Origin of the sequence: Mycobacterium sp. SMC-8 (genome assembly GCF_025263565.1) — a bacterium.
In the GTDB taxonomy this organism is placed as follows: domain Bacteria; phylum Actinomycetota; class Actinomycetes; order Mycobacteriales; family Mycobacteriaceae; genus Mycobacterium.
Genome location: NZ_CP079865.1, coordinates 1,308,014 through 1,325,088 on the forward strand (window position 1 = coordinate 1,308,014; position 17,075 = coordinate 1,325,088).

At 70.1% G+C, this 17,075-nt stretch carries 19 protein-coding genes; 12 read left to right on the forward strand and 7 right to left on the reverse strand.

Translation table 11 applies throughout. The features are described 5' to 3' along the window. The first annotated feature begins 3 nt into the window (after positions 1 to 3). The 4 genes from KXD97_RS06485 to KXD97_RS06500 all read left to right on the forward strand — a co-directional run bounded on the left by KXD97_RS06485 (position 4) and on the right by KXD97_RS06500 (position 3,288). Complete coding sequence (locus KXD97_RS06485) at positions 4 to 561, forward strand: type 1 glutamine amidotransferase domain-containing protein (protein ID WP_260755945.1); 558 nt, start codon at positions 4 to 6, stop codon at positions 559 to 561. A 55-nt stretch (positions 562 to 616) separates the two neighbouring features. Then, positions 617 to 991: a hypothetical protein gene (locus tag KXD97_RS06490; RefSeq protein ID WP_260755946.1), complete on the forward strand. Its 375-nt coding sequence runs from the start codon at positions 617 to 619 to the stop codon at positions 989 to 991. Further along, the gene (locus tag KXD97_RS06495; RefSeq protein ID WP_260755947.1) at positions 988 to 1,911 is read left to right on the forward strand and encodes a ribonuclease Z; all 924 of its coding nucleotides are present in this window, start codon (positions 988 to 990) and stop codon (positions 1,909 to 1,911) included. The genes KXD97_RS06490 and KXD97_RS06495 overlap by 4 nt, the downstream gene beginning before the upstream one ends. A gap of 183 nt (positions 1,912 to 2,094) precedes the next feature. Continuing rightward, positions 2,095 to 3,288 (forward strand): MFS transporter, encoded by a 1,194-nt coding sequence (locus tag KXD97_RS06500; protein ID WP_260757863.1) that lies wholly within the window; start codon positions 2,095 to 2,097, stop codon positions 3,286 to 3,288. Here the strand turns inward: KXD97_RS06500 and KXD97_RS06505 are convergent. Beyond that, a complete protein-coding gene (locus KXD97_RS06505; RefSeq protein ID WP_396885352.1) occupies positions 3,281 to 4,417 on the reverse strand; it encodes a 1,4-beta-xylanase in 1,137 nt (378 codons plus the stop codon). The genes KXD97_RS06500 and KXD97_RS06505 overlap by 8 nt on opposite strands. Before the next feature lie 327 nt (positions 4,418 to 4,744). Between KXD97_RS06505 and KXD97_RS06510 the strand changes: the two genes are divergently transcribed. Genes KXD97_RS06510 through KXD97_RS06530 form a run of 5 tightly spaced genes read left to right on the forward strand, consistent with a single transcriptional unit; the run spans position 4,745 to position 9,492 of the window. Then, positions 4,745 to 6,370, forward strand: a complete 1,626-nt coding sequence (locus KXD97_RS06510) for a PP2C family protein-serine/threonine phosphatase (RefSeq protein WP_260755949.1) — start codon at positions 4,745 to 4,747, stop codon at positions 6,368 to 6,370. Beyond that, entirely contained in the window at positions 6,367 to 7,434 is a 1,068-nt protein-coding gene (locus tag KXD97_RS06515) for a B12-binding domain-containing protein (RefSeq protein ID WP_260755950.1), read from the forward strand. Before KXD97_RS06510 ends, KXD97_RS06515 begins: the two co-directional genes overlap by 4 nt. Then, the gene (locus KXD97_RS06520; RefSeq protein WP_260755951.1) at positions 7,431 to 7,781 is read left to right on the forward strand and encodes an STAS domain-containing protein; all 351 of its coding nucleotides are present in this window, start codon (positions 7,431 to 7,433) and stop codon (positions 7,779 to 7,781) included. Before KXD97_RS06515 ends, KXD97_RS06520 begins: the two co-directional genes overlap by 4 nt. A 38-nt stretch (positions 7,782 to 7,819) precedes the next feature. After that, positions 7,820 to 8,812: an NAD-dependent epimerase/dehydratase family protein gene (locus tag KXD97_RS06525; protein WP_260755952.1), complete on the forward strand. Its 993-nt coding sequence runs from the start codon at positions 7,820 to 7,822 to the stop codon at positions 8,810 to 8,812. Next, the gene (locus tag KXD97_RS06530) at positions 8,812 to 9,492 is read left to right on the forward strand and encodes an alpha/beta hydrolase (RefSeq protein ID WP_260755953.1); all 681 of its coding nucleotides are present in this window, start codon (positions 8,812 to 8,814) and stop codon (positions 9,490 to 9,492) included. The genes KXD97_RS06525 and KXD97_RS06530 overlap by 1 nt, the downstream gene beginning before the upstream one ends. A 17-nt stretch (positions 9,493 to 9,509) precedes the next feature. On the opposite strand, the gene KXD97_RS06535 is transcribed toward KXD97_RS06530, so the two are convergent. The 4 genes from KXD97_RS06535 to KXD97_RS06550 form a co-directional block, all read right to left on the reverse strand. After that, the gene (locus KXD97_RS06535; protein ID WP_260757864.1) at positions 9,510 to 9,893 is read right to left on the reverse strand and encodes a thioesterase family protein; all 384 of its coding nucleotides are present in this window, start codon (positions 9,891 to 9,893) and stop codon (positions 9,510 to 9,512) included. A 71-nt stretch (positions 9,894 to 9,964) separates the two neighbouring features. After that, entirely contained in the window at positions 9,965 to 11,272 is a 1,308-nt protein-coding gene (locus KXD97_RS06540) for a hydroxyacid-oxoacid transhydrogenase (RefSeq protein ID WP_260755954.1), read from the reverse strand. Next, positions 11,269 to 11,919, reverse strand: coding sequence for a TetR/AcrR family transcriptional regulator (locus tag KXD97_RS06545; protein ID WP_260755955.1), 651 nt, complete (start codon positions 11,917 to 11,919; stop codon positions 11,269 to 11,271). The genes KXD97_RS06540 and KXD97_RS06545 overlap by 4 nt, the downstream gene beginning before the upstream one ends. A gap of 9 nt (positions 11,920 to 11,928) precedes the next feature. Beyond that, positions 11,929 to 12,762 (reverse strand): SDR family oxidoreductase, encoded by an 834-nt coding sequence (locus KXD97_RS06550; RefSeq protein ID WP_260755956.1) that lies wholly within the window; start codon positions 12,760 to 12,762, stop codon positions 11,929 to 11,931. A gap of 72 nt (positions 12,763 to 12,834) precedes the next feature. On the opposite strand from KXD97_RS06550, the gene KXD97_RS06555 reads away from it, so the two are divergent. The 3 genes from KXD97_RS06555 to KXD97_RS06565 all read left to right on the forward strand — a co-directional run bounded on the left by KXD97_RS06555 (position 12,835) and on the right by KXD97_RS06565 (position 15,733). Next, positions 12,835 to 14,028 carry a metallophosphoesterase gene (locus KXD97_RS06555; protein WP_260755957.1) on the forward strand — a complete coding sequence of 398 codons (1,194 nt, stop codon included), beginning with the start codon at positions 12,835 to 12,837 and terminating at the stop codon, positions 14,026 to 14,028. Between the two features lie 13 nt (positions 14,029 to 14,041). Then, entirely contained in the window at positions 14,042 to 14,863 is an 822-nt protein-coding gene (locus KXD97_RS06560; protein WP_260755958.1) for an acyl-CoA thioesterase II, read from the forward strand. Positions 14,864 to 15,310: 447 nt separating this feature from the next. After that, positions 15,311 to 15,733 (forward strand): phosphotransferase family protein, encoded by a 423-nt coding sequence (locus KXD97_RS06565; RefSeq protein WP_260757865.1) that lies wholly within the window; start codon positions 15,311 to 15,313, stop codon positions 15,731 to 15,733. Between the two features lie 9 nt (positions 15,734 to 15,742). On the opposite strand, the gene KXD97_RS06570 is transcribed toward KXD97_RS06565, so the two are convergent. Together KXD97_RS06570 and KXD97_RS06575 are read right to left on the reverse strand one after the other, a co-directional pair. Beyond that, entirely contained in the window at positions 15,743 to 16,177 is a 435-nt protein-coding gene (locus KXD97_RS06570; protein ID WP_260755959.1) for an SRPBCC family protein, read from the reverse strand. A 12-nt stretch (positions 16,178 to 16,189) separates the two neighbouring features. Beyond that, on the reverse strand, positions 16,190 to 17,035 hold the full coding sequence (locus KXD97_RS06575; protein WP_260755960.1) for a lysophospholipid acyltransferase family protein: 846 nt from the start codon (positions 17,033 to 17,035) through the stop codon (positions 16,190 to 16,192). Positions 17,036 to 17,075: the final 40 nt, after the last annotated feature.

The following is a 17,075-nucleotide window of genomic DNA, read 5'->3' on the forward strand; positions in this document are numbered from 1 at the left end:
GGCATGCCGAATGAGCTGCAGGGCCGCAAGGTTGCTTTCCTGGCCACCGACGGGGTGGAGAAGGTGGAGCTGGAACGGCCCCGTGAGGCGGTCCACAATGCCGGTGGCACAGTCGAATTGCTGTCGACCAAGGACGGCGAGATCGATGCGCGCAATCATGATCTGGAACCGGCGGGCACGGTCCCGGTGGATCGCGTCGTCGACGGTGCGCGGGTGGACGAATACGACGCGCTGGTGCTGCCCGGCGGGACGGTCAACGGGGACAAACTACGGCTGAGCGCGGCAGCGGTCGCGTTCGTCGGCGACTTCGTCCGCTCCGGCAAACCGGTGGCGGCGATCTGTCACGGCCCGTGGGCACTCGTCGAAGCCGACGTCGTCCGGGGCCGCACGCTGACGTCGTACCCGAGCCTGCGCACCGACCTGCGCAACGCAGGCGCCACGGTCGTCGACCAGCAGGTGTGCATCGACGGCAACCTGATCACCAGCCGGTCCCCGAAAGATCTCGACGCGTTCTGTCAGGCCATCACCGACCGGTTCGCGAACACACCTGCCCACACCTGAGCCGCGGCGTTAACCTGGAGGTCATTACCCGGCGTCCGACATATGGGGAGTGCCGATGAACCCGATATCCACGGCCTATCGAGGCCTCACCAAGGTCGCCGACGCCACCACCGCCGTGACGGGTGCCGTCGGCGGGGCCGCCGTCAACGGCGTGGTCGGCGGCGTGCAGGGAGCGGCCACCGGCGTCCGTGCCGGCCTGAGTAGCGGCAGTCAGTCCTCCGCCGCCGCGGCGTTGACGCTCGGCGCGATCGGCGCGGCCGGACTGGTCGAATGGCCGGTGCTTCTCACCGTGGGCGGGGCGGCGTTGGTGATACACCAACTGGGCCATCGCACCGAGGAAGCGACGGCCGCCCAACAGGATGGGTCGTCGCCGCCCCGGAAGTCGACCACCCGCAAGGCAACGACCGCGCGGCGCGCCCGCTCTCGGTGACAGGGGCGACCGGCAGAGAACTGGTCGTCCTCGGCACCGCCAGCCAGGTCCCCACCCGGCATCGCCACCACAACGGATACCTGCTGCGCTGGGACGACGAGGGGCTGCTCTTCGATCCCGGTGAGGGAACCCAGCGGCAGATGCTGCTCGCCGGTGTGCCGGTCTCGGCCGTGACCCGGCTGTGCCTGACCCATTTTCACGGCGACCACTGCCTCGGGGTGCCGGGCGTCATCCAGCGGCTGTCGCTGGACGGGGTCACGCGGCCCGTGGAGGCCACCTACCCCGCCTCGGGGCGCGAGTACTTCGCGCGGCTGCGGCAAGCCAGCGCCTTCCACGACGTCACCGACATCCGGGAAAACCCGGTGTCGACCGACGGCGTGATCGCCGCCGGGCCGTTCGGCCGCCTGGAGGCCCGCCGGCTGGACCACCCCGTGGAGGCCATCGGCTACCGACTCGTCGAGGACGACCGGCCGCAGTTCCGGCGGGAGCTGTTGGAGCACTTCGGCATCACCGGACCGGCCGTCGGGGAGCTGCGGCGCGCCGGTGTCCTCGAGACCGGCGCGGGGTCGGTGCGACTGGCCGATGTCACCCGGCTCCGGCGCGGACAGCGCTTCGCCTTCGTGATGGGCACCCGGCTGTGTGACGCGGTCTACGCGCTCGCCGACGGCGCTGACCTCCTCGTCATCGAAGCGACCTTCCTGGAGCGCGACGCCGACCTGGCCGCCCGCCACGGCCACCTCACCGTCAGGCAAGCCGCGGGGGTGGCCGCCGACTGCGGCGTGCGGCGTCTGGTGCTCACCCATTTTTCGCAGCGCTACCCCGATACCGACGAGCACCGGCACGAGGCACGGGAGGTGTTCGACGGCGATCTCGTCATCGCCGAGGAACTGACCCGGATTGAGGTGCCCCGGCGCGGGTAGCCGTGAGGACGACCCGGACGTGCCCACCGGCTGAACACCCCGACCGACGATTCGGCGGCACAAATATCGCTGTGCTATGCATATTTGGTGCCCACCCGCCATGACCAGCGCCGGTGTGCGCCGGCGGCAGGTCGGCGCCCCGATCTGACCACCCGGCTGCCCGCACGCAACGCGCTCGGGTTGATGTTCGACCCCGTCTTCGGCGCGCTGTTCTGGGGCAAGATGTTCGCCGTCGTGGCGGTGTGGACGCACGGCATCGTCGCCGCCATCGTGATGTACGACGCCACGCGATCGGCGCTGATGGTGGGCATGGTCGGCGTGGTGCAGTTCGCACCGCAACTGGTCCTGAGCCCGACGAGCGGTAAGTGGGCCGACACCGGGAACCCGGCGCGTCAGATCCTGCTCGGCCGCGTGCTCTGCATGGCCGGTTCCGGTTCCGTCGCGGCGTGGATGTTCATCCAGCCCGAGCTGACGGGGATGGGCGCGGCTCTTCCCGTGCTGGTCGGGACCACGCTGGTCGGCTTCGGGTTCGTCGTCGGCGGGCCGGCGATGCAGTCGATCGTGCCGACGCTCATCCGGGACGGCGAGCTGTCGACCGCGATGGCGCTCAACAGCATGCCGATGACGATCGGACGGATCATCGGCCCGGCGGCCGGCGCTTACCTCGCCGCGCACATCGGACCGGCGACGGCGTTCGCGGTCAGCACGGTGCTGCACTTGGTGTTCGCGCTGTTCCTGCTCGCCGTGCGTTTCCCGGCCCCGCCACAGCGGCGCTCGGGCACCGACTACCGCGTACGGGTCGCCGTGCGCTACGTGTTCGGCGACCGCCCGCTGCTGCTGGCCCTGCTCGCGGTCACGACCGTCGGCATCGTGTCCGACCCGTCCATCACGTTGACCCCGTCGATCACCGACGCGCTCGGCGGCGATGCCTCGATGGTGGGGACGTTGTCGGCGGTGTTCGGGGTCGGCGCCGCGGTCGGGATGATCGCGCTGGCGCTGCTGCGCGGCCGTATCGCCTCGGCGACGGTGTCGTCGATCGGGATGGCCACCCTGGGTCTCGGCAGTGCGGTCCTGGCGGCCGCCGTGCACCCCTGGTTGGCGTTCGTCGGCTTCGTGATCTCCGGTTTCGGGTTCGGCTGCGCGTTGACCGGGCTGGGCACCGTCGTACAGGAACGCGCGCCCGAGGAGTTACGCGGGCGGATCATGGCGCTGTGGCTGGTCGGCTTCCTCGGCTCGCGCCCGATCGCCGCGGCGGTGCTCGGCGGCACCGCCGACGCGCTGAACGTGTACGCGGCATTCGGTGTCGCGGCGGCCCTGGCCGTGGTGGTGACGGTGCTGTGCCGGCCGGCGAAACTGGTCGGACCACTCCCTAGTTAGGGCGGCGACGTCCGGTCAACTCCGCGATGGTGTTGATCTCGCTGTCCCGGTACGGGGTGCCGTCGGTTTTCAGCAGATCGTGAAACCACACTCCGGGCGGTCCGGGAACCGGCCGGTCCCACGAGTCCCACGGCAGGAAGGTCTGGGTCTTGCCCGCGACGAAGCCCCAAGTGAACGCGCCGACATTGCGTCGCTTGGTGATCGGCAGGATCGACTCCACGGTGCTGTTCAGCGTGCGGGCCATGTACTCGGTGCACAACATCGGGCGCCCGATCGGCGTCAGTTCCTCCAGCCGCGCCTCGAAGCCCTTGGGGTCGGCATAGCTGTGGAAGGTGATCACGTCGGACAGGTCGAGCTGGATCCGGTTGATCTCGTTGCGGCGCGCCGGATCTCCCCATTCGCCGTCCCAGACTCCGCTGGTCAGCGGTTGGATCGGGTCGACCGAGCGGGCCCAACCGAAGACCTGCGGCAGCAGTTCGGCCACCCGCTCCACCTTGTCCCTGCGTTCGACGTCCTTGTACGCGTCAGCGGGGTTGTCGGGCTCGTTCCACAGGTCCCAGCCCAGGACCCGCCGGTCGTGCCGGAACTGGCTGAGCACCCCCACCACGTAGTCCCTCATGACGCGGTGGTGCCGCGGATCGCTGAGGTGGTCGGCGCCGGGACTCTGCACCCAGCCCGAGTTGTGCACGCCCGGTGTCGGGTTGCGCTGCTGCCCCAGCCGCGGGTGCGGATCCCAGCAGGAGTCGAACAGCACGAACAACGGCTTGATGCCGTGGTGAGCCGCGATGTCGACGAACCGGGCCAGCCGCCGCTGGAACCCGACCCGGTCCTGCACCCACAGCAGGTCGTGCAGGAATACGCGAACGGTGTTGAGCCCGATCAGCTTTGCCATGCGCAGCTCGGTGTCGATGCGCCGCGGATCGAAGGTGCCCGGCTGGAACATCTCGAGCTGATTGATCGCGTTGGCCGGGATGAAGTTCGCGCCGACGAGCCAGCCCTGCGCCCGGTGCCACCGGTGTGCCCGGTCGGGCGACCACCGCGCCAGCTCCGCCGACGCGCGGGGCACGCTCGTCAGCACGGCGCCCGCGGCCAGTACGGCGGGCAATTTGAGCGCAGAGCGACGATCCAGCAGGGCTTCAGACGGCAACGTGCAATCCTTCGGTGCGAAGATCGGTGATTCGCCGCCGGACCACGCTGCAACGTCGATGAGAGCGTGCCGGGCAAGTCGACGACCGCCTGTGTATCGACGCCCCCGGCGAGCCCGTTACAGCCGCAGGTCATGCCGTGAATTCGGGACCTCAACGCACAGAACCAATTTCGCTGAATGGATAGCAGTGGCCACCGTGATTGACGGTCGCGAAAGCCGGTGTCCTGAGAACCGCGAGTCGACATTGCCCGCCCGACTGCTTAAGGTCGGAAGATGGCCGACTTCGTTCGGTCTGTGTGAGGAGGCACTATGGGGGAGAGCACACCCCTGGACATCGCCTCGGAGTACGACGCAGCCTGGGGATCGGTTCCCCACCCGGTGCTCGTGGTCGACGGGGCCGGAATGGTCCGGACCTCGAGTGAATCCGCGCGAACCGTGTTGCCGGAGCTCATCTCCGGCGGTGCGCTCGAAGACGTGGCACCGGCATGGCTGGCAGGCGCGCATCAGCGCCTGGCCAAAGTGTCCGGAAGTGTGGACGGGCGGGAGTTCGAGGCGCACCCGACGACGTTGCCCGGTGGCGAGGTCGCCTGGTGGCTGGTCGAAGATTCCGCCCGCTCGGCCCGGGAAGCACGGCAGGCGCTGACGGTGGAACGGGAACGCGCGGCGTTCCTCGACGATGCGTCCGCGGTGCTGATGGCCTCGCTGAACATCGACCGTTGCATGGAGGCGACCGTCCAGATGGCCGCACGCCACCTCGCCGACGCCGCTGTCCTCGTCGCCCCCAGCTCCGGTGGGCGCGTCCCCGTCGTGTGCAGCGGGCCCGACGGCGCCGCGGCGCACCGCGGCGTCGAGGCCGACCCCGCCGACGTGGCCGGGCTCTCCGAAGCCCTGCGCGGATTCCCACCGGTCCCGTCGCGGTGGATCGACCCCACATCCGTTCCCGATTGGCTTGTGCCCGAAGACTTTCCAGGTCCGGTCGGCTCCGTGGTGATCACCCCGCTGCCCGGTCACGGCGTCCCGGCCGGGGCGCTGGTCCTGTTGCGGCGCTCCTCGCAGACGGCGTTCAGTGAGGGCGAAGAGGTGTTCGCCCGGCTGTTCGCGGCCCGCGCCGGTGCGGCGCTGTCGGCGGCTCGGCTCTACGCCGAGCAGTCCGCGATCACGCGCACCCTCATGGAGGAGCTGCTGCCGCCCCGCCTGCACCGCCTTGAGGGCGTCGAGCTCGCCGGCGGCTACCGCGCTTCGGAAGACCATGAGGCCATCGGCGGTGACTTCTACGACGTGCACGTCGGGGCCACGCCCGAGGACGAGACGCTGGTGGTCCTCGGCGACGTCTGCGGCAAGGGACTCGAAGCCGCCGTGCTGACCGGCAAGATCCGCAACACGCTGATGGCGCTGGCACCGCTGGCCGAAGACCACGCCGGGGTACTCAAGCTGCTCAACAGTGCGTTGCTCTCGGTGGAGAGCACCCGGTTCGTCACGCTGGTGATGGCCTCGGTGTCGCGCCGCGACGGGCAGGTGGTGCTGCGTCTGACCTGTGCCGGACATCTGGCCCCGCTGATCGTGCGCACCGACGGCCGTGTGGAGGAGGCCGACACCCGCGGCACGCTGGTCGGCGTGATGCCGCAGATCAAGGCCCGCACCGTGGAAACCACCCTGGCCCCCGGCGAGACCTGCCTGCTCTACACCGACGGCGTCACCGAGGCCCGCGGCGGACCGCTCGGCACCGACATGTTCGGCGAGGAGCGGTTGTCCACAGTGCTGGCGGAATGCGCGGGTCTGCCCGCCGAGGCCGTCGTCGAGCGCGTCATGATGCTCACCAGCCAGTGGGTGAGTCACCGCGCCCACGACGACATCGCCGTGGTCGCCATCACCGCGCCGCGCCGCACGCATCTGAGCGCGGTCGACGGTCACACCGCTGGGAGGTACACCGCGTGAGCGACCGCACCTCTCGCGCCCGTGAACAACTCTGGGCTGCGGCGCTCGACGGTGACGAGTACACCGCGTCGTCGGTCGTGCTGGCCGCGGTCGACGACGGTATGACGGGCGAAGAGGTGCTGCTCGACGTCATCGCGCCGGTGCAGCGTCGGGTCGGCGCCGAATGGGCGGCCAACCGCATCACCGTCGCCCAGGAGCACGCCGCGACCGCGATCAACGACCGCGCGATCGCCGCGCTGTCAAACCATCCGGCCTGCGCATCCAGCGGCGGCGCCGGCCGGGTGACAGTGGCCTGCGTGGACGGCGAATGGCACGCCCTGCCGGCGCGCCTGCTCGCCGAGGTGCTGAAGCTGCGCGGGTGGCACGTCGACTTCCTCGGCGCCCAGGTCCCCACCCCGCATCTGATCGCCCACCTGCACCAGCACGGCCCCGATGCGGTCGCACTGTCCTGCATGATCCCGACCCGGCTGCCCACCGCGCACGCCGCGATCACCGCATGCCAGGCCGCCGGTGTGGCCGTGCTCGCCGGCGGCGCCGCGTTCGGCGCGGACGGGCGTTTCGCCCGCCGCCTCGGCGCCGACGCGTGGGCCGCGGACGCCCGCAGCGCGGCCGCCCTGCTCGGGGACGGCCTGCGCCCGGTCCCGGTCACCGCCACCCACCAACCCGTCGACGACCTGCCCCACCTGGTGGACCAGGAGTACACGATGGTCCGGGATAACAGCGCGCAGTTGATCGCGACCACGGTCCGGGATCTGGAGGACCGCTTCCCGGCAATGCGCGACTACACCGAGGCGCAGCGCCAGCACACCCTCGAGGACATCGCCCACATCGTCGAATTCCTCACCACCGCGCTGTACGTCGACGACGACGAACTGTTCGTCGGGTTCATCACCTGGACCGCCGACATCTTGACCGCCCGCGGCGTGCCGGCGGTTTCGCTGCTACCCGCTCTCGAATCACTCGCCGGGCACCTGCCCGAGTTCCCGCGTGCCCAGCGCCTGCTCAAAGCCGCGCACGCATCCGTCCATCACGTTCCCACCGACAACCCCTCACTCTCCGCATGAAACTCACCCTCACCGTCCACACCGCCGACCAGGCGGCCCGCGTCCGCATCGCCGGAGACCTCGACTACGGCTCCACCCCGCTGCTGCTGGACACGGTTTCCGAGGTGCTGCGCCGGGCCTCCGGGCTCACCGATCTCCACTTGGACTTCACCGATCTGGCCTTCTGCGATTCGGCCGGACTGTCCTCCCTGGTGCTGATCTACAGGCGCACCGCCACCGCCGGCCTGCACCTGCACCTCGACCAGCGGCCGGCGCAGCTCGAGCGGATCCTCGACATCACCGGTCTGCTCAACTTCCTCACCACCCCTGCGGCGCAACAGGAGCCCGGCGAGTCCGACATCGGCTGACGCCGTTTTGCCACAGCCGATCCGGGAAACTCACGGGCATGTCTGTGCGCGTCGCGGTGACCGGTCCCACCGGGGAGATCGGCCTGTCCACCATCTCCGCTCTGGAGGACCACCCTGACGTGGAGTCGATCGTCGGGATGGCCCGCCGGCCTTTCGACCCGGCCGAGCACGGCTGGACCAAGACCACCTACCGGCAGGGCGACATCCTCGACCGCGACGCGGTGCACGCGCTGGTCGCCGACGCGGACACGGTGGTCCACCTCGCGTTCATCATCATGGGTTCGCGGGACGAGAGCGCGCGGGTGAATCTGCAGGGCACCCGCAACGTCTTCGAGGCCGCCGTCGCCGAACCCCGCGTCCGGCGACTCGTCTACACCTCGTCGGTCGCCGCCTACGGCTACCACTCCGACAACCCGGTCCCGATCACCGAGGACGTCCCGACGCGCGGCTCACCGGAGCACTACTACTCCGAGCAGAAGGCCGCGTGCGAGGCGGTGCTGGCCGAGGTAACCATCGGGTCGTCGCTTCAGGTGTACATCCTGCGCCCGTGCATCGTCGCGGGCCCCAAGGCGACCGCGCTGGCCGACGCGATGCCCTGGAACCAGCTTCCCGGGACGGTGCGGCGGGTCACGCAGGCGCTGCCGCTGCTCAAGCCGCCCTTCCCCGACCCCGGCACCCCGCTGCAACTGGTGCACCACGACGACGTTGCCTCGGCGATCGCCGCTGCGGTCACCACCGACTCGGCGCCGCCGGGGGCGTACAACATCGCCGGCGAGGGCGTGCTGTCCATGTCGACCGTGGGTGACGCGCTCGGCGCCAGGCCGGTGAAGGTCCCGCACGCCGCGGCCACCGCCACCTCCGAGGTGATCGCGCGGTTGCCGTTCGTCCCGTCGATCCTGGAATGGCTGCACGCCGGCCGCACCTCCGTGGTGATGGACACCACCAAGGCCAGGGAGCAACTGGGATGGCAGCCCACCTTCACTGCCGCGGAGACACTTCGGGCGCTGGCGAGTGCCGCGGGGAATGCGTGATGGAAACCGCGGAGTACGCGCCGGGGCGCGCGGTCGACCTGTACGGCGACCCGGCGGCGCCGACGGTGCTGCTCTGGCACGGCACCCAGACCGACGCGCGGGCCACCGTCCGGGTGCTCGCGGGTCTTCTCGCCGAGCGGGGCCGGAGTGTGGTTGTCCCGGACTGGGATTCGCACGGCCCCGACGGCGGACGAACGGATCTGCTGGAGTCCGCTCGGTTTGCCTCCTCGTGGTCGCGCAGCCGGGAGCCGCTCACGCTGGCGGGCTGGTCACTCGGCGGTGTCGCGGCGGCCGGCCTCACCGTGGCCGCCGAGAGCCACGGCGTCGCACTTACGCACACCGTGTGCCTGGCGGGGGCCTTCATGGCACGCGACCCGATCTCCGGCGCAGACGTCACCGCACAGCTTGAGAACCCGGCGGCGCGGACACCGTTCACGCTGCTCCATGGCACCGCCGACGACGTCGTTCCCCTATCGGCGAGCCGGACGTTCGCCGCGTCGCTGCAGAATTCCGGTTGGCCCGTGCGGCTGCGGGAGCTCGACGCCGACCACGGCGACATCGCCGGTGCCCGATACGATGCCGCGGCCGACCGGTACGCCCCCGCCGATGATCCGGCGACTGCGCGCACCGCCGCCCAGGTCGCCGATCTCATCACCGCGACACCGGCTCCGGCGGGTTAGATTAGCTGCCGTGACGATCACCCTGGCTCCTGGCTGACCACCAGCGCCGTCAGCGCCGACCGTATCCGGTCCGGGATCGGAACTGCTTGCCGCCGTTGACGTTCGACGAAGACATGGACGAAGTGACCATACGCCACCGCGTCCTCGCCGGTGGCCGTGAAGATCGCCACGCCGTAGGTCACCGAACGGTTGGTGAGCCTGTCCACCCGCAACCCGGCCCGCAGGTCATCCGGGTAGGCCACCGGGGCCAGGTACGCGCATTTCGACTCCACCACCAGGCCGATCACCGGTGCGGTGTGGATGTCCAGGCCGCCTTCGTGGATCAGGAAGTGGTTCGCCACGGTGTCGAAGTAGCTGTAGTACGTCACGTTGTTGACATGGCCGTAGACGTCATTGTCCATCCACCGGGTGGTGATCGGCACGAAGTACCGGTAGTCGGCGATGCGGTGGGTCACGGGCGCCGTCGGTTCGCTCACCAGTAGCTCATCGCGTGCCGGAAAGTGTTGGCCAGCAATGCCTTGTCGACATCCAGCGGGGCGTTGCCGAGGAGTCGCTGCTGGGGCCACGCACCCTCGGCGAGGGCGTCGGCGTCGGCCTGGGAGTAGCCGACACCGGCCAGACCGTTGGGCATCCCGACCGCCTGCATGATCGTCACGAGGTGGTCGGCCAGCACGGTCCCGGCGTCGTCGGGCGCGGCCCCGGCAGTGTCCGCCCCGAGGTGCGCTGCCGCGTCGAGGTGCCGCGGCGGGTCCAGCGGCGCGGTGGCCAGGAACGCCGCGGGCGCGTTCAGGATCACCGACATCCCGTGCGGCACAAGGGGTTCGTCGCCAGGGTAGCCGTCGGGGTGAAACCCGCGCACCTGCCCGGCCACGGCGTAGGCCATCGCGTGCGGGATGTGCACTCCCGCGTTGCCGAACGCGATACCCGCCAGCGTCGCCGCCCACATCACCTGCTCGCGGGCCTCCCGGTCGGCGCCGTCGGTGACGGCCCGCTGCAGGTACCGGCCGAGCAGTCGCAGCGCCTCCACGCTGCCCAGGTCGCTCCACGGGTTGGCGCCCTGGCTCATCGGCCGCTGGCTGGGTCTGCCGGGTGCGGCGCGGCGGTGATAGGGCCGCGCGGTGTAGGACTCCAGCGCGTGGGAGAGCACGTCGAGGCCGCTGCAGGCCACCACGTTTGCGGGCAGGGTGTCGGTGCAGTCGGGGTCGACCAGTGCTTCGGTGGGGCGCAGCGCCGGTGAGGCGATGCCGGTCTTGGCCGCCATCGACAGCAGGTCGAAGATCGCGATGCCGGTGACCTCGCTGCCGGTGCCCGAGGTGGTCGGGCACGCGAGGTGCGGCTTCAGCGGGCCCGGAACCGCGGCGCCGGCGCCGACCGGGGCGTTGACGTACTCCAGGAAGTCGGCGGGGTGACTGGCGTAGAGGTTGGCCGCCTTGGCGGTGTCGATGACCGAACCGCCGCCGACGGACACGTAACCGTCCGCGGCCACCTCGGTCGCGAATTCCGCTGCCTGCTTAAAGGATTCGTCGGTGGGTTCGACCCGGACGTCGGTGTAGGCGACGATGTCGATGCCGGCGCCCCGCAGGGACCGCTGCACCGTGTCGAAGATCTCCAGCTCGGCGACCGTCGGGTCGGTGAACAACGCGACCCGCGCGACGCCCAGCGCGTTGACCCGGTCACCGGCCTCACGCAGGCAGCCTCGCCCGAAAGTGATCCGTGACGCGTCTACGGTGAACGCGGTGTCCCCTGCGCCCCCCACACCGTTGTGCTGGCAGCAACTCATCCTGCCGATTGTCCACGACCGCCGCTCACCGATGCCACCGAACGCCGGCCGCGCGGCGACGCGGCGGCGGGCCCCAGCCAGCGGGACAGGAAGGTGCGCAGTTCCGTGCCGGCGTGCGGTGGACTGCCGGGGTCCAGCAGCAGAGAGTGAATCGAGCGCAGCCCGAACTCGGCGAGCTGATCGAGGGCGATTTCGTCGAAACCGTGTGCTTCCCAGTCGACGTCGAGACGGTGCAGCAGCGCCCGGCCGAACGCGCGGGCGGTGTCGGAGGTGATCGACGGGACCGCGCCGCCGCGGCCGCGCTGGTGGAACAGGAACTCGATCGTGTCGTCGTGGGCCAGCGCCTCGACGGCGTACGCAACACCCTCGACCATCGCGGCGGCAGGATCGGTGTACCCGCTCAGGTGCGCGGCGAGCCGGTCGAGGAATCCGTCGGCGGACCGCATCGCGCAGGCCATCAACAGCGCGTCGGTGCTCGGAAAGTACCGGTACACGGTCTGCCGGGTCACGGCGAGTTCACGTGCCACGTCGGCGATGCGCATCGCCGATCCGCGGTCGGCGATGATGGTGTCCGCGGCGTTTAGGATGCGGTCGATCGCCTCCTCGTCGGAGGCGGGCGTGTTACCGCCCCACCCGTGGCTGCGCACGCGGCCATCCTAACCTGCGGCCAGTCGCGCTCTTTCGGTCATGGAGGCCACCACGCCGCCGTCGTTGAGGATGTCGGTGCCGGTCAGATAGCCGGCCTTGGAGCTGGCGCAGAACGCGAGCAGAGCCGCCATCTCCTCCGGCTTGCCCCAGCGCGGGACCGCAGCGTCGGCGACCAGGGCACCGGCGCCGGCCTGCTCTTCGAGCCGGCCCATCTCCGTGTCGACCGAACCCGGCGACACCGACACGACGCGCAGGCCGCGGGTGTTGAACCGCTCGGCCTGCGAACTGCTGTACCAGCGGACGAAGGCCTTGCTGAACGCATAGGAGAGACCGGACCGGGCTTCCTCGGGAGCGAGCTCGCAGGCCCGCAGCATCTCGGTCAGGAACGCGTCGGGGTCCTGCAATGCCAGCGGGAAGGTTGCGGTGGGGATCAGTTCGGCCGGCACCAGGTGCGCCGCCATCGAGGCCACGTTGACCAGCGCGGCGCCCTCTCCGGCCATCGTGAAGAAAACCTCCCCGACGTTGACGGTGCCCGACGCGTTGGTCCGCATCACGTACTCGGCGTCGCCCATGCTGGGGCTCACCCCGGCCGTGTGGATGACCGACGTAAGCGTGCCGAGGCCCGCCACCGTCGTGAACAGCCGTTCGACGGCGTCCCGGTCGGTGACATCGCAGTTGACCGCGTGCACGTCGACCCCGCGCCCGGTCAGCTCGGCTGCCGCAGCGTCGAGCCGGTCCTGCCGGACGTCGGCCAGGACCACCGCGTGGTCCTCACCGACGAGTCGGGCGGTGGCCGTGCCCATGCCACCCGCGCCACCGGTGATTAACGAAACTGCACTCATCTGTAAACCTCCTCGGGACATTCAACACTGCGGTGGAGCGGCGCGGAAGCCGGCCGTCGGTACTTTCGAGAGATGTCCGACGTCCCGGCCGACGCAGTTGAAGAGGCCGCCCACCCGCGGCGCCGCTCCCCCGGTCGCTGGCGCCGCGTGGCGGTGGTGCTGGCGATCATGCTGCTGCTGTTCGGGGTGCCGTGGTCGACGCTGGTGCTCGGCGGGGCGGCGTGGCCGGTGGCCGGCGTGGCCGCGGGCACGCTCGGGTTCGTCGCCGCGTTCGCCGCGCTGCCGCTGTTGATGCGCCTGGGGCACGGCCGCACACGGCGCGACGGCGCTGCCGCGGCCGGCGACGCGCTGCTGGGCGCGATCTGGGTGTTGTTCACCTGGTCGGTGCTGGGTCAGCTGCTCGAGCTGCTGCTGTGGGCCGGCGGCGTCGCCGACCCGACCCGGTCGCGGATCGCCACCGTCGTGGTGGTGGCCGTGACCGTGGTGCTGCTGGGCTGGGGTCACTTCGAGGCGATGCGGGTGCCGCGGGTCAAGCGGCTCGACGTGACGCTCCCGAGGCTCGGTCTCGGGCTGGACGGCCTGCGGGTGGTGATCATCACCGACACCCACTACGGGCCGATCAACCGTGCCCGCTGGTCGGCGGGTGTGGTGGAGCGGGTCAACACCCTCGAAGCCGATGTGATCTGCCACGTCGGTGACATCGCCGACGGGACAGCGGCGACGCGCGACGCCCAGGCCGCGCCGCTGGCGTCGGTGCGCGCCGCATCGGCCCGCGTCTACGTGACCGGCAACCACGAGTACTTCAGCGAAGCCCAGGGCTGGCTCGACTACATGGACCGCATCGGCTGGGAGGTGCTGCACAACCGGCACGTGGTGGTGGAGCGCGACGGTGACCGGCTCGTCGTCGCGGGCATCGACGACGCCACCGCGTCGGGCTCGGGCATCCGTGGCCACGGCGCGGACCTCGACACCGCGCTGGCCGGCGCCGACCCTTCACTTCCGGTGCTGCTGCTGGCCCATCAGCCCAAGCAGGTCACGCATGCCGTGCGCGGCGGAGTCGATCTGCAGATCTCGGGGCACACCCACGGTGGTCAGATCTGGCCGTTCAATTTCCTGGTGCGGCTCGAACAGCCGGTGGTGCACGGACTGAGCACGCACGGCGAGCGGACTCAGCTGTACACGAGCCGGGGCACCGGGTTCTGGGGTCCGCCGTTCCGGGTCTTCGCGCCGAGCGAGATCACCTTGATGACGCTGCGCAGCTGTTAGGCAAGATACCTGCGTGTCCTCTTCGCTGGGCGATGTGCTCGCCTCCATGCAGCTCGACCGGGCCGGCGCGACGTCGTTCGTCGGCGCGCAGCTGCCCGCTCCCGCCAACCACATTCTGGGCGGCCACATTTGCGCCCAAGCACTGTTGGCGGCCAGCCTCACCGCTGGGGACCGCACGCCCCACAGCGTGCACACCTATTTCCTGCGCCCCGGTGACGCCCGGCTGCCCGTCGCCTTCGAGGTGACGAGTCTGCAAGAGGGGCGCACGTTTTCGGCGCGACGGGTGACCGCCCGCCAGGGTGAGGAGATCCTGCTGGAGGCGATGTCGTCGTTCAAGTCGCCGACCCCGGCCGGGGTCACCTACCAGCCGCCGTGTCCCGTTGTGGCACAACCAGATTCGTTTCCGCGGGTGTCTCCGCATTTCGCGGAGTCCGACGGTGTCAGCAAGGGCATGTGGGCCAGCCTGCGTTGGTTCGAGCGGCGCATCGTCGACGCCGACACCGACCCACCTGCCCGCTCGCTGATCTGGTGGCGGCCCGACGGTGCGGTCCCTGACGACCCGGCGCTGACGGCGTCGCTGGTGGCGTATCTGTCGGCGGTCACGCTGACCGAACCGGCCTATGCCGCGCGCGGCGGGATCTCGGCTGCGGCTCAGCGTGACCACTCGGTGTGGTTCCACGCCGCGGCGGACCTGTCGGACTGGCTGCTCTACGACCAGTCCTCGCCCAGCAGCACCGACACGCTTGCGCTCGCCGGCGGGACGATGTTCAACCGCTCTGGCGAGCTGGTGTGCACGGTGCGCCAGGAGATGTACTTCCCGCCTCCGCGGCGCTGACATGGCTGTGCAGTCGTGGCATCGCGGACGGCTCACCGACGAGCAGGCCGCACGCCTGGCCCGCTGGCTCCCCGGTGCGCGTCTGCGCCGCGATCTGAGTTGGGGACTCGTCGATACCGTCGTCCTCGACGTGGACTCCGAACGCGGCAGGGTGGTGGTCAAGGCCGGCGGAGCGCAGAATCACCACATCGGCCGCGAGATCACCGCCTTCGAGGGGTTCACCGGATGCCTGGCCGCGACCGGACACGCCGCCGAGCTGTTGCACTGTGACCGCACGGCGAACCTTCTCGTCGTGCGGTACCTGGACGGGTCGTTGGTGTCGGGCTCCGACGCTGAATTCGCCGCCGAGACGTACCGGCAGGCGGGAAGGTTGGCCCGGGTATTCCACGGTCAGGCTCGACGCACCGATCCCGACTGGGAAGCGGCCGCCGTGACGAAATCGTTGAGCTGGCTCGGCGAGCCCCATCGGATCCCGCAGCACATCGCCACGCGGCTGCGCAGCATCCTGAGGGGTACCGGCCGCGGGAGGTGGTCGTCGTGCCCACCCACGGTGACTGGCAACCGAGGAACTGGATCGTCGACGGGGGCGTCACAAGGGGCACAATCAAGGTCATCGACTTCGGCCGTTTCGCGTGGCGGCCCGCGATCACCGACTTCTGTCGGCTCGCCGCGCGGCACTGGCGGGACGACCCCCGGCTGGAAGCCGCGTTCTTCGCCGGATACGGTGACGACCCCCGGCACCCCGAGCAATGGCGGATGTCGGCCCTGCACGAAGCGATCGGCACCGCCGTCTGGGCACATCACGTGGGCGATGAGACATTCGAGCGTCAGGGCCATCGGATGATCGCGGAGGCGCTGGCACTCTTTTGATCGTGAAGGTCAACTCTCGGTAAGGGCTTTGAGGTTCTTGACGGTCTTGTCCATGATGCGGCCGACCTGCCGCGAGGCCACCCGGTCGGCAATCAGGCCCAGCAGTCCGCCGGGCGCCTCATAGGACAGCCGAAATGTCACCTTGGTCCGACCCGGGCCGTTCTCCCGCAGTCGGAACCGGCCGCGTAACCCCACGCCGGTGATGCCGATGAACGCGAGGTCGCGGGCCTCGTCGAACTCGGTGACCTCGATAACCCCGCCGATCGGGACGGAGCCGACTTTCCAGTGCACGGTGTAGCGGGACCCCACACCGACCGGCCCCTCGGTGATGATCTCCCACCGCTCCAGGCTGGCCATGAATTCCGGGTAGCAGCCGGGGTCGCTGACGTGCTTCCACACGATGTGCGGATCGACGTCGATGATGACGCTTCGCTGCAGCCGCATCCGCCTGCCCCCTTAACCGATCACCGGGAAGCGTCGCTCGGAGGCCAGCCGGTCGACCGCCGACTGGAGCGCACCCTCGACCTTGGTGTGGATGGTGTCGTCGTCTCCGGCGGCGATCTCGTCGGGCGCGATCGGGTCCTGCACCTCGATGGTGATCTTCGTCGGCAGCGGCAGTCTCGGCACCATGTCGCTGACGGCCAGTCCCCACGGGGGAGCTAACAGTATCGGGACGCTCTTGAGCCGGGCGATCTTGTCCACCATCAGCAACCTGGCCAGCCACTGTCCACGGTCGAGGAACAGCGCCGCCTCCTGGCCGCCGACGCTGGCGATCGGGACGATCGGCACACCGGCTTCGCGGGCCAGCTTCACATACCCCTTGCGACCGCCGAAGTCGACCTCGTGCCGCTTCCAGGACGGCCGGAAAACCTCGTAGTCGCCGCCCGGATAGACCAGCAGCGCACCGCCGGACGTCAGCGCGAGGGTGGCGTTGTCGTGGTTGGCGGCGACGGTGCCGAACTTGCGCAGCGAGCCGAGACCGGGCATGGAGACCACCAGGTTGTGGGCCAGCTGGAAGAACGGGCGCTCCACGCCGAAGTAGGAGCAGAACGCCAACGTGAACACGAAGGTGTCGGGCGGCAGGTTCCCGCCGCTGTGGTTGCCGACCAGCAGCACCGGGCCGTCGGGCGGGATACGGTCGAGGCCGCGGACGTCGGCACGGAAGTACAGCGAGGCCAGCAGCCAGAGCCCCGGGAGCTGCTCGCGGATGTAGTCGGCGTCGCGCTGATCGAGATCAGCCTTCGGCACGCGCGCAGAAACCTCGTGTTTGACCCACTCGAGGACATCACCGAACCCCGCCATGGAAGGGCTATTGACGGCGGCGGCCTTCGGCAAACCTGGC